This is a genomic window from Bacillus sp. N6, from assembly GCF_052805735.1.
Genome location: NZ_CM127843.1, coordinates 3,812,432 through 3,824,885 on the forward strand (window position 1 = coordinate 3,812,432; position 12,454 = coordinate 3,824,885).

At 36.1% G+C, this 12,454-nt stretch carries 10 protein-coding genes; 1 reads left to right on the top strand and 9 read right to left on the bottom strand.

All coding sequences use genetic code 11. The annotated features are described in order from the left end of the window. The 8 genes from def to ACUXVC_RS19490 form a co-directional block, all read right to left on the bottom strand. Nucleotides 1–471, bottom strand: coding sequence for a peptide deformylase (gene def, locus ACUXVC_RS19455; RefSeq protein WP_446025822.1), 471 nt, complete (start codon nt 469–471; stop codon nt 1–3). Between the two features lie 11 nt (nt 472–482). Continuing rightward, nucleotides 483–2,888, bottom strand: a complete 2,406-nt coding sequence (gene priA, locus ACUXVC_RS19460) for a primosomal protein N' (protein WP_016512383.1) — start codon at nt 2,886–2,888, stop codon at nt 483–485. Next, nucleotides 2,885–4,090, bottom strand: coding sequence for a bifunctional phosphopantothenoylcysteine decarboxylase/phosphopantothenate--cysteine ligase CoaBC (gene coaBC, locus ACUXVC_RS19465; protein WP_000911748.1), 1,206 nt, complete (start codon nt 4,088–4,090; stop codon nt 2,885–2,887). Before coaBC ends, priA begins: the two co-directional genes overlap by 4 nt. Nucleotides 4,091–4,262: 172 nt before the next feature. Further along, entirely contained in the window at nt 4,263–4,475 is a 213-nt protein-coding gene (gene rpoZ / locus ACUXVC_RS19470; RefSeq protein WP_000933961.1) for a DNA-directed RNA polymerase subunit omega, read from the bottom strand. Nucleotides 4,476–4,477: 2 nt separating this feature from the next. Then, on the bottom strand, nt 4,478–5,095 hold the full coding sequence (gene gmk, locus ACUXVC_RS19475; protein ID WP_001257742.1) for a guanylate kinase: 618 nt from the start codon (nt 5,093–5,095) through the stop codon (nt 4,478–4,480). Nucleotides 5,096–5,108: 13 nt separating this feature from the next. Further along, on the bottom strand, nt 5,109–5,372 hold the full coding sequence (gene remA, locus ACUXVC_RS19480; protein WP_001251456.1) for an extracellular matrix/biofilm regulator RemA: 264 nt from the start codon (nt 5,370–5,372) through the stop codon (nt 5,109–5,111). Between the two features lie 67 nt (nt 5,373–5,439). Continuing rightward, nucleotides 5,440–6,315 (bottom strand): YicC/YloC family endoribonuclease, encoded by an 876-nt coding sequence (locus ACUXVC_RS19485; RefSeq protein ID WP_000625865.1) that lies wholly within the window; start codon nt 6,313–6,315, stop codon nt 5,440–5,442. Between the two features lie 99 nt (nt 6,316–6,414). Beyond that, complete coding sequence (locus ACUXVC_RS19490; RefSeq protein WP_446025823.1) at nt 6,415–9,138, bottom strand: calcium-translocating P-type ATPase, SERCA-type; 2,724 nt, start codon at nt 9,136–9,138, stop codon at nt 6,415–6,417. Between the two features lie 105 nt (nt 9,139–9,243). On the opposite strand from ACUXVC_RS19490, the gene ACUXVC_RS19495 reads away from it, so the two are divergent. Then, nucleotides 9,244–10,953, top strand: coding sequence for an Rqc2 family fibronectin-binding protein (locus tag ACUXVC_RS19495; RefSeq protein WP_098125834.1), 1,710 nt, complete (start codon nt 9,244–9,246; stop codon nt 10,951–10,953). A 50-nt stretch (nt 10,954–11,003) separates the two neighbouring features. Here the strand turns inward: ACUXVC_RS19495 and ACUXVC_RS19500 are convergent, their stop codons facing one another. Then, nucleotides 11,004–12,185, bottom strand: a complete 1,182-nt coding sequence (locus ACUXVC_RS19500; protein ID WP_000736520.1) for a lysozyme inhibitor LprI family protein — start codon at nt 12,183–12,185, stop codon at nt 11,004–11,006. Between the last annotated feature and the right edge of the window lie 269 nt (nt 12,186–12,454).

Consider the following 12,454-nt stretch of genomic DNA (forward strand, 5'->3'; position numbering starts at 1 on the left):
CTATTCTAGTTCGTTTTCTTCATAATATCTTGTCACTTTCGATGTAAATAAAACACCGTGTAAATGATCGATTTCATGTTGAATTGCACGCGCTAAAAATCCTTCCGCTTCTAATAAAAATACTTTCCCACGGCGATTTTGCGCTCTTACTTTAATATAATCGGCACGTTCTACTTCACCATAAAGTCCCGGGAAGCTTAAACAGCCTTCGGGACCTACTTGTTCACCACGTTTTTCTAATATTGATGGATTGATTAACTCGATTTTCCCAGTATCATCATCGACATCAACAACCGCTACTTGCAAGCTTACACCTACTTGAGGCGCAGCTAAACCGACTCCGTCCGCAATTAACATTGTTTCATGCATATTTTTCAACAATTTCACTAACTTTTTATCAAAGTTAATTACTCTTTCGCATGGTGTTTCTAACACTTCATTTGGATGCTTTATTATTTCTAAAACTGCCATATTTCCCTCCGCTACATTAACATTGTTGGATTAAAATCAATTGAGATTTGTAGCTCTTTTTGCATTTCTGCTTGATAATGTTCATTTACCATTTTGAGCACGTTCTTTAAGTTTGGTTCCCGTTTGTATTTTATCATGCATTGATAACGATATCTATCTTTTATCCTTGGAATTGCTGAAGCAACTGGTCCTAACACCATTGTTTGCTGTGAGCAATGCGTTCGCAAATACGAGGCAATTTTTTCCGTCACTTGCACCGCTTTTAATAATTCTGGATGAGATACGGTTATGAGTACAACATAGTAATATGGGGGATATTGTCTTGTTCGCCTCATTTGCATTTCTTGGTCAAAAAACACATCATATTGTTGGTTCTTCGCTAACTCTATACTGTAATGTTCCGGCGTATATGTTTGAATCACAACTTCCCCTGGCAATTCATGTCTACCCGCTCGTCCACTTACTTGAGTCAATAACTGATATGTCTTTTCACTTGCCCGAAAATCAGGTAAGTGAAGCATCGTATCTGCAGTTAAAACCCCAACAAGAGTTACTTTCGGAAAATCTAATCCTTTAGCAATCATTTGTGTTCCAAGTAGTATATCTGCTTTTTCTTCCCCAAACGCCTTTAATAATTTTTCATGCATTCCTTTTCGACTTGTCGTATCTACATCCATTCGAATGACTCGCGCCTCTGGAAATAGTTTTGTAATTTCTTCTTCTACCTTTTGTGTACCTGTACCAAAGAAACGAATGTATGTACTTTGACAAGCAGGACACTCAGTTGGCATATTTTCTTCATAACTACAATAATGACATTTTAAACGATGATTCATTTTATGATATGTCAATGAAATATCACAATGCGGACATTGTACAACATATCCACAATCACGGCACATAACAAATGTAGAATGACCTCTTCTATTTAAAAATAGTACCATCTGTTCTTTCTTTTCTAATCGATCTGCTATTTTTTCATGCAGCGCCTTAGAAAACATTGATCTATTCCCGTCACGAAGTTCTTCTCGCATGTCAACAATCTCTACCGTTGGTAAAGCTTGTTCATTCATACGTTTTTCCATTGTTAGTAGTTCATAAACACCTTTTTTCGCCCTTGCAAACGATTCAAGTGTTGGTGTCGCACTACCAAGAACGATAGGACATTTATGATATTGCCCTCTCCAGATAGCTACATCTCTTGCATGATACCTCGGATTATCTTCTTGTTTGTAACTTGATTCATGCTCTTCATCAATAATAATAATCCCTAAATTCTCAAAAGGCGCAAAAACGGCTGAACGCGCACCAACTACAACTTTCACTTCTTTTCTTAAAATCTTACGCCACTCGTCATACTTTTCTCCAACAGACAACGCACTATGAAGAACTGCAACTTGCGAGCCAAACCTACCTTTAAAACGATCCACCATTTGGGGCGTTAGTGCAATTTCAGGAACAAGAACGATAGCTTCTTTTCCTTTCTCGAGCACTGCTGCTATAGATTGTAAATATACTTCTGTCTTTCCACTTCCTGTAACACCATATAGTAAAAATGGATTATAAGTTTCATTTGTAATTGATGATAAAATCGGTGTAATAACTTGATTTTGTTCCTCCGTAAGTGGAAATGGTTTCGTTTGTTCAAAATCATCATCGTCATACGGATTTCGGTATACTTCCACATACTTTTCTGAAATGAAGCCCTTTTTAACAAGTGCTTTTATTGGAGCATCTGTTATTTGTAACTCTTCTGTAATTATTTTCAATGGTACACTTTTATAATTTTCCACAAAATAATAAAGTACATCTTGTTGTTTTTTACTTTTCAGTTCAAATGCCGCTAATTCCAATTTATCTTCTGGCAACTCCGGCTGAACAACTCTTTGCTTCTTCTTTTGTACTTTATCTTTCACTTGATAAACGACTTCAACCGTACCATTTTTAATTTCTTGTTGAATAGTCCGGTATAAATGTGGCTGCTGCTCGATTACTTCAAAATCAATTGCTTCTTTATCCTGAAATAAATATAGTATTTCAGATGCTATTTCTTCCTGCTTACAAATTTGTAGACGTTTTTTATACGTTGCTTTTATCGCAGTTGGAAGCATCACTTGAAAAGCTGAAATCATGTAGCATAACGTTTCACTTGTAAGCCAATATCCAAGCTTTAATAATTCATCATTTAAAACCGGTGTTACATCTAATATTTCATGGATTGTCTTTAACTTCTTACTTTCTACATCCACCGAATCTTTAATCCCAATAATAAAACCTTGTAATTTCCTTGGCCCAAACGGAACTACTACACGCATTCCTGTCTGTACAATATCTTCCCATTTTTCAGGGATAATGTAATCAAATGGTCGATCTGTCTGACGGGCAGGTACATCAACAATTACACTTGCAAATTTCATAAACGATCATCTTCTAACATCATTTCAATTTGCTTTAATATTTCACGAGCTACCTCTTTTTTCAGTAAAAGTGGTAACTCAATAACTTTTCCATCTTTTCTATACATTGTTACAATATTCGTATCCGTGCCAAATCCAGCTCCTTGCGCTTTTACATCATTCGCGACAATCATATCTGCATTTTTCTCACGTAGTTTTTTCGTTGCATATTCCTCTACATTTGTCGTTTCAGCAGCAAAACCGATAAGTAACTGTTTATCCTTTTTCTGACCTAACGTTTTTAAAATATCCACCGTTCTTTCGAGTTCAATGACAGCATCACCATTTTGCTTTTTCATTTTATTATCATGAACATATTTCGGACGATAATCTGCAACTGCTGCTGTTTTAATGACAACGTCTACGTTTTGATAATGTTGAAGAACTGCTTCTAACATATCTTGTGCAGATTCCACTTGCACTGTCGTTACATGTAACGGTGGATTTAATGCTGTCGGTCCTGAAACGAGTATAACATCAGCGCCTAAATTCGCCGCCACTTCTGCAATCGCATACCCCATTTTTCCAGAAGAAAAATTCGTCATAAAACGAACTGGATCAACTTTTTCACGTGTTGGGCCAGCAGTTATTAATATTCTTTTTCCCTGCAATGGTTTGTGTTCTGAGAAAGCTTCCTCTAACCGTGCAATAATCGCTTCAGGTTCTTCTAGTCGTCCCTTCGCTACATATCCACATGCTAAAAAGCCTTCCCCAGGCTCAATAAATGTATATCCTAGCGTTTTCAATGTCATCATATTTTTTTGAACAATTTTATTTTCATACATATGCACATTCATAGCAGGCGCAATCCATACCGGGGCTGTAGTAGCTAACAGAGTAGTTGTAATCATATCATCTGCAATACCACCAGCTAACTTTCCAATACAATTGGCAGTAGCAGGTGCGACAAGTACAACATCCGCCCAATCTGCTAAATCAATATGAGCAATAACAGCCGAGTCTTTCTCATCAAACGTATCCGTATATACATCATGGCGAGAAAGCGCTTGGAATGTAAGAGGCGTAACAAACTTCATTGCCGACTCACTCATCATTACTTTTACAATCGCGCCAGATTGTGTCAATTTACTCGTTAACGCAGCTGCTTTAAAAACCGCAATGCCTCCTGTTACACATAGAAGTATCTTTTTCCCTTTTAGCATATGACTCGTCCTCTTTCTTTTTCAAACTTATAATACTGAAATAGAATTCCCAGCTCGTCAGTACCAATATTTCATTCCTTTCGTAAAAAAATAACAACCTACTTGTAAATAGGTTGTTACCGTTACATAGAAAATTATAAAGTCTATGTTTTATTTTGTCGAAGGCAAAGGCTTATTCAGCTACTTTATCTTCACTTGGTACGTAGCTTAATGCTTCTGCATCGATTTCTTCTAATGCTTTACCTACACATTTATGAGAAACAGGTTGCTCTACAACACAGTTATTAGCAAGTTGCATTTCACGTGCGCGTTTTGCAGCCACTGTTACTAATGTGTACTTAGAATCGATTTTTTGTAGTAATGAGTCAATTGATGGATTTAACATAATTATAGACCCTCCGTCATTTCTTTATAATATTTTGCTACCCTTTCGCGGCGGCAATGTTCGCCAACCACAATTGCTTTAATTCTATCACAAGCTAATTCAACTTGATCGTTTTCTACTACATAGTCGTAAGCGTCCATCATCTCGATTTCTTCTTTCGCTACAGTTAAACGATTTTCAATAACATCTTCAGTCTCTGTACCACGTCCTACAATACGGCTCTTTAGTTCAGATAAACTTGGAGGTGCTAAGAAAATAAATACACCTTCTGGGAAAGCTTTCTTAACTTGAATTGCTCCTTGCACTTCAATTTCTAAGAATACATCTTTTCCTTCTTGTAATGTTTTTTCAACATAGTCAATTGGTGTTCCGTAATAATTACCTACGAACTCAGCCCACTCAAGTAATCTTTCATTACGAATCATTTCCTCAAATTCTTCTCTTTCTTTAAAGAAATAATCCACACCATCTACTTCACCTTCACGCGGCTTACGTGTCGTTACTGAAATAGAGTACTGAAAACGTGTATCCTCATGGCTAAACAGCTCTTTACGAACCGTTCCTTTTCCAACCCCAGAAGGCCCTGAAAGAACGATGAGCAATCCTCTTCTACTTCTCATAAATATGTAAAACCTACCCTTCCTCACTTAAATCTTCTTTATTATTCAAACGATGTGCAATCGTCTCTGGTTGAATTGGACTTAATACAACATGCCCATCATCCATAACAATAACCGCCCTTGTTTTTCTCCCATACGTAGCATCAAGCAAAGCATTATGTTCGCGTGCTTCTTGTACTGTTCGTTTAATAGGAGCTGACTCCGGACTTACAATAGCAATAATTCGATGAGCAGATACAATATTTCCGTATCCAATATTTAAAAACCGCATGGCCATAGTTTGCGCCTCCTAGTAAGTCTATCCGATTTCTCCACCACGTATAACTTTATATATTTTTTGAAAGCTACTCAATATTTTGTACTTGTTCACGAATTTTTTCAAGGTTATTTTTCATTTCTACAACATATTTTGAAATTGTTAAGTCATTTGCCTTAGAACCAATCGTATTAATTTCTCTATGCATCTCTTGCACGATGAAATCCATTTTCCTTCCAACAGGCTCTTCAATCTGCAATGTTTCACGAAATTGCTCTAAATGACTTTGCAAACGAACTAACTCTTCATGAATATCACAACGCTCTGCAAAGATTGCGACTTCTGTTAGCAATCTTTGTTCATCTAACTCTTGATTATGTAATTCTTTTAAGCGATTTTCTAATCGTTCACGATATTTTTGTGTAACAATTGGTGCATGTGGAATAATTGCATTTACACAATTGCTAATCTCTTGTAAACGATACGCTATATCTTTATGTAATCGTTCTCCTTCGTCATCTCTCATCGTTTTCAACATATGAGCAGCTTGACGAACAGCCTCATATAAACTGTTCTCAAAATGTTCATTTACATTTTCTATTTCTTCAATTGCTGTTACTTCTGGCATTGCCATTAATTGCTCGAGTGTAATAGAATCTTGTAATTGAAACTTTCCTTTTATATCTTCCATCATCGATTGGTACTGCTCAAGAAGTGACCAATTCACACTTAATTTTCTTTCAACAAGTCCTTCACCTGCTATACTAATAGACACTTCAATGCGTCCACGTCGAACTTGCTGTGCAATTATTTTACGAATTTTGTCCTCAAATACCATCATTTGCTTAGGAAGTCGAATACTCATCTCTAAAAAACGGTGGTTCACCGATTTCATTTCTACTGTAATTTGAAAAGTATCACTTTCTACTTTCGATCTTCCAAACCCTGTCATACTAGAAATCATTTTTATCACATCCAAGCCATAAAATAACTCAATGAAAAAGGTAATAGAGACAAGGCTCTACTACCTTCTGTAAATTATATCACATTTTCATAACATTGACTATTTCAAGTTTAATCCCTTCTTATATAACATTGGCTTTTTCTTTTTCGCCTTTTTCCCTGTTAATAAAGAACCTACTAGTAAGAAAGTCGGAATTGATGACAAACCTCCAATTAATAACCAATCTCTTGCTTGTATCGGCATTGTGCTAAAAATCGGTTGTAACGGTGGATAATATATCACCACTAGCATGAGTAGTAATGAAATGATAACCGCCCCTACTAAATACACGTTCCCAAATGGATTACGATGAAAGACAGAATGCTCACTACGACAATCAAATACATGAATAAGCTGAGCAAGTACCAACGTCGCGAACGCTACAGTTTGTGCATATTTCAGTTCATTTGGATGTTGGTTATACGCAATAATAAACGCTACTAACGTCACTGCCCCAATTAAAAAACCTCGACTTATTATTTTCCACGCAAGCCCTCTAGCGAATACCCCTTCTTTCGGGTGGCGCGGCGTTCTCTTCATCACATCTCCTTCAGCCTTATCCAAACCTAATGCCATCGCTGGTAAACCATCAGTAACTAAGTTCACCCATAAAATTTGAATAGGAACCATCGGCAGGGGTAATGCAAGTAACATCGCAAATAACATAACTAAAATTTCTCCAACATTTGATGCTAATAAATATCGGATGAACTTACGTATGTTCTCGTATATATTTCTTCCTTCTTTAATCGCTGACTTAATTGTAGCAAAATTATCGTCTAGTAAAACAAGTGAAGAGGCTTCTTTTGCAACATCTGTCCCTGTAATCCCCATCGCTATCCCAATATCCGCTGTTTTTATAGCTGGAGCATCGTTCACTCCATCACCTGTCATCGCTACTATATGCCCTTGATTTTGCAGTGCCTTAACAATTTTTAATTTATGTTCAGGTGATACACGAGCGAATACATACGTATCTTCTACAACATTTTCTAATTCCTCCACATCCATATTCGCGAGTTCTACTCCTTCAACAACGCGTCCATCTGGTGGCAAAACTCCTAATTGTTCAGCAATCGCCATTGCTGTCACTTTATGATCACCTGTAATCATTACTGTTCGAATACCAGCTTCTTTACACTCTTTTACCGCCTGCGCCACTTCTGGTCTTGGTGGGTCAATCATACCTTGTATCCCAACTAACATAAAATCTTTTTCAACGTCTCTTTCATGTTCAATAGAATCCGTTATTTTTAAAGGTTTAAACGCAACTGCAATTGTTCGAAGCGCTTGACTACCTAAACTATGAATAGCCGCCTGTACTTCTTTTCTATATAGCTCACTTAACGGCTGTTGCTTATCCCCCCATAAAATCGTTTGACTCATTTGTAAAAGAACATCCGGTGCTCCCTTCGTAACAATAAACTTTTTCCCCTCTCGATCTCGTACAATAACACTCATCATTTTTCGAGTTGAATCAAATGGAAATTCACGAATAACTTCAAATTTCCCTTTCAATGCCTCACGTGTTATCCCAGCTTTCATTGCTGCAGCTACAAGCGCTCCCTCTGTTGGATCTCCATCTAATACGTACGCCTTTTTCTTTTGAATAATATTTGCATTGTTACATAGTGAACCAAATGTAAGTAGCTGATAAAGTGCTTTTGTCTTAGCTGGATTCACTTCTTTTTCACCTTTCATAAAAGAGCCATTAGGTTCATATCCTTGCCCTGTCACTTTCCACAATTCTCCGCCTGACCACATATGTGTTACCATCATTTTGTTTTGCGTCATTGTTCCCGTTTTATCAGAACATATAACGGAAGCACAACCTAACGTTTCTACGGCTGGTAACTTTCGTACAATTGCTCTCTTTTTTATCATACGCTGTACACCAAGTGATAAAGCTACTGTAACAATTGCCGGCAACCCTTCTGGAATAGCCGCAACAGCCAGAGACACACCAGCTAAAAACATATGATATACTTCATTCCCTTGATACACACCAGCTAATACAACGAGTGCTGTCAAAATAAGAGCCACAATAATTAATATTTTTCCGAGCTGTTCTAACCTTCTTTGCAGTGGTGTTTCCATTTGCTCTGCATTTTGTAACATATTTGCAATTTTCCCCATCGCTGTATTCATACCAGTTGCTACAACGACTCCTGTACCAGATCCTCGCGTAATCATTGTCCCCATAAAAGCCATATTTTTTTGATCACCAATTGCAACATCTTGCCCTTGCAATGCTTCTACCTTCTTTTGTACAGGTACGGACTCCCCTGTCAAAGCAGACTCTTCAATATATAAACTTGATGCTTCAACAAGACGCACATCAGCCCCAATACGATCACCACTGGAAAACTTAATAATATCACCTAAAACAAGTGCTTTAGATGGTGCTTTTACCCACTTTCCATTCCGCATTACAGTAACTTGTGGAGCGGCTAGTTCCTTTAAAGCTTCCAATGATTTTTCAGCTTTTCTTTCTTGAAAAAATCCGAGAATACCATTGATAATAACAATGGCAACAATAGCAATAGAATCAATGTATTCACCTAAAAACGCAGAAACAATTGTTGCTCCAAACAAAACGAGTACCATGAAATCTTTAAACTGTGCTAAAAATACCATTAGTGCAGAAGGCCTTTTTGCTTCTTCTAATTCATTAGTACCAAATTTCTTTACGCGCCCTTCTGCTTCTTTCTCTGTAAGTCCAACCTTTACATTCGTATTCGTTCTTTCTTCCACTTCATGTGCCCGCATTCCATACCAGTTCATCCTGCCATCGACCTCCTGATTCCAGACATACTCTATTGAAAGCTTATTCAGCCTCGTCCAAAAAAATGCTATAATTAACTTTTAGTTAGAAAGGAGTGTTCATTTATGGCATTCGATGGATTATTTACAAGAGCAATTACACATGAAATTGCAAATTCTCTTTACACAGGAAGAATTTCCAAAATATATCAACCTTCAAAGTATGAGATTTTATTACATATTCGAGCAAACGGAAAGAACCAAAAACTAATTCTTTCGTCTCACCCTACATATGCGCGTCTGCACTTAACGAATCAAAACTACGATTCACCAGCAATACCGCCAATGTTTTGTATGCTTCTTCGTAAACATTTAGAAGGTGGGTTTATTGAAAAAATTGAACAAATTGACTTAGAACGTATTATTCAAATTACAGTTCGCAGTCGGAATGAAATTGGAGACGAATCATTAAAAACATTAGTAATCGAAATAATGGGCCGACATAGTAACATTATCTTAGTAGATACGAAAACAAACGTTATTTTAGATAGCTTAAAACACATATCTTTAGCGGTAAACCGCCATCGTACTGTATACGCTGGAGCTGAATATATTGCACCACCAGCACAACATAAAATTAACCCACTTCAGATTGAAACAAATGATGAATTTATTAGACCATTAGACTTTCTATCTGGAAACATGGATAAACAGCTTGTCGGCACCTTTACGGGAATATCCCCGTTATTCGCAAAAGAAGTAGTGAAAAAAGCTGGTATGGTAAATGAAAAAGCATTAGCGGATGCATTTTTCTCCATACAAAAACCATTATTAACTCATACATATTCACCAGCGATGACTACTTCAAATGGGAAAGAATTCTTTTATCTTTTCCCTCTTGCACACTTGCAAGGAGAAGATAAGACGTTCTCATCTGTTAGTGAATTGCTTGATCGTTTCTTTTTCGGAAAAGCAGAGCGCGATCGTGTAAAACAACAAGCTCATGATTTAGAACGCTTTATGCAAAATGAAAAAAATAAAAACGAGAAAAAACTCATTAAACTCGAAAAAACACTGCAAGATGCTGGAAAAGCAGATAAATATCAACTATTTGGAGAGCTGCTTACAGCTAATATGTACGCTTTGAAAAAAGGCGATAAAGATATTGAGGTCGTTAATTATTACGATGAAAATGGCGGAACTGTAAAAATCACATTAGATCCTTTAAAAACACCATCTGAAAATGCACAACGCTATTTCCAAAAGTATCAAAAAGCAAAAAATTCAGTTGTTGTTGTAGAAGAACAAATCGAAAAAACCAATGAAGAAATTCTTTATTTTGATAGCTTACTTCAACAAATGGAAGCTGCTTCTTCAAAAGATATTGAAGAAATTCGTGAGGAATTAGCTGAAGAAGGTTATGTGCGCAATCGCAAAACGAAAAACGCAAAGAAAAAGCCTACTAAGCCAGTATTAGATAAATATTTAGCAAGTGATGGCACAGAGATTTTCGTTGGTAAAAACAATAAACAAAATGATTATTTAACAACGAAGTTTGCCCGCCGTGATGAAATTTGGTTACATACGAAAGACATACCTGGCTCTCACGTTGTCATTCGTTCTTTAGATCCTGCTGAAGAAACTTTACTAGAAGCTGCCAAAATTGCCGCTTATTACAGTAAAGCGAAAGAGTCTAGCTCTGTACCTGTTGATTTCACTAAAATACGCCATGTGAAAAAACCGAGTGGTGCAAAACTTGGTTTTGTTACGTACGACAATCAGCAAACCGTATATGTAACACCAGATGCTGATATTGTAATGAAATTAAAAGCGTAAATACAAAAATGCGTTGCTTATAAGCAACGCATTTTTTATATTTGTTCACACTAGTTCATATACCCATTTACTAATTCATAACATCTTGCTTTTGTCATCTTATATTTCTCTTCTGAAGCTTCTATACGCCTCATCGTTCCGTTATTTGTATCAGTACCAATTGCTTTAACTTTACTTTCTTTTTCTTTAACCCACGCAATTTGTTTCGTTTTTAACGACTGAAACGCATCAGGTGACATCGTACTTTTTAATGTACTGTAAATTTCATTTAGTTTATTATCCCACAGTTCATAATTTCCTTCTATTTCATTTACTATATCATTGGTTGACATAGCATTCGTATGTTTTTCTTGTTTATCTATAGCAGCTAATTCACTTAAAACATTTGCTCTATCTATCTTTGAAGAAGATTCTTTTTGCGATTGTTTCTCTTCTTTTGAGCCTGTATACGCACTCGAATCCTTTCTCTGTACTTGTTCTGTTTCTTGAATATTTCTTTCTTTCGTTACCTTTTCATACCTATTTTTATCTACATTGTATGAAATAAGAGATGTTTTCGCATTTACAGTAATTAATCCGTTACTATCTTTGAATATGTATTTCTTATCGCCACTATTTTCTTCACTTACAAATGACACATTCTTATCGTCTGGCATTTTTAAAATTCTATTTGCTTCTTCTTTTGTAAGTTTTAAATCTTCAGGAAAAACGAATGACCATTTATCCATTAACCATTCCCCTTCTTTATACACCAAATGAAATTCCCAATCTTGGGCCGCATGACCTATTTCATCTTCTAAACTTAATGTATGTACCGTTAAATTTTCTTTATCTTGTGAAGAAGAAAATCTTATTTCAGTTTGAAAATAATTTGGGAATGGTAACATATCAGTCTCTCTCGATCTATTAAAGTTAGCAAGCAATTCAGGAAGCTGATTCTCTACAAACTTTTCTGAAACCAATCCTTTAACTCCTTTTTTAGCTGTCTCTAAATCCCCAGGATTATTTCGGCTCCATCCATTTTCTTTTTCCATCTCACTAAACGCATTTGCTATTCCATCTACACTCTTTCTTACAATCTTTTTCGCTTCTTTTTCTGTCACTTCTGGCGCTTCATCAAGCTGTTCAATCGTTTCATTTACTTGAACTTTGTGTTCACTTGTTTCACACCCCGTTATAACAAGCATACTAGCGGCCAAACAAAATGACATTACTTTACTTAATTTCTTCATACACTCACATTCCTTAACCCAGTTTTTTTCGTTACATCTCTTTACCTATAAAAAACGTAACAATCCCTTATTATACCAATTAACTTAATTCATTTATACAAAAAATATAATATTTAAATTAAAAAGATTTTCGTTTGCGAGTTTATATTATTGTTCAGTCACATAAAAACTTACTGTAAAAATTTTATATATATTTATTTTACATTCGTCTAGTTTTTTTGACACACAGCTACCCTCTTCTCTTTTATTCTAAATAAATATACTGGCAC

Excerpts from the sequence above, each read along its gene's own strand:
- coaBC (WP_000911748.1), bottom strand. The coding sequence starts at position 4,090 with ATGCTAAAAGGGAAAAAGATACTTCTATGTGTAACAGGAGGCATTGCG.
- priA (WP_016512383.1), bottom strand. The coding sequence starts at position 2,888 with ATGAAATTTGCAAGTGTAATTGTTGATGTACCTGCCCGTCAGACAGAT.
- def (WP_446025822.1), bottom strand. The coding sequence starts at position 471 with ATGGCAGTTTTAGAAATAATAAAGCATCCAAATGAAGTGTTAGAAACA.
- rpoZ (WP_000933961.1), bottom strand. The coding sequence starts at position 4,475 with ATGTTAAATCCATCAATTGACTCATTACTACAAAAAATCGATTCTAAG.
- ACUXVC_RS19485 (WP_000625865.1), bottom strand. The coding sequence starts at position 6,315 with ATGATTTCTAGTATGACAGGGTTTGGAAGATCGAAAGTAGAAAGTGAT.
- ACUXVC_RS19495 (WP_098125834.1), top strand. The coding sequence starts at position 9,244 with ATGGCATTCGATGGATTATTTACAAGAGCAATTACACATGAAATTGCA.
- remA (WP_001251456.1), bottom strand. The coding sequence starts at position 5,372 with ATGGCCATGCGGTTTTTAAATATTGGATACGGAAATATTGTATCTGCT.
- ACUXVC_RS19490 (WP_446025823.1), bottom strand. The coding sequence starts at position 9,138 with ATGAACTGGTATGGAATGCGGGCACATGAAGTGGAAGAAAGAACGAAT.
- gmk (WP_001257742.1), bottom strand. The coding sequence starts at position 5,095 with ATGAGAAGTAGAAGAGGATTGCTCATCGTTCTTTCAGGGCCTTCTGGG.
- ACUXVC_RS19500 (WP_000736520.1), bottom strand. The coding sequence starts at position 12,185 with ATGAAGAAATTAAGTAAAGTAATGTCATTTTGTTTGGCCGCTAGTATG.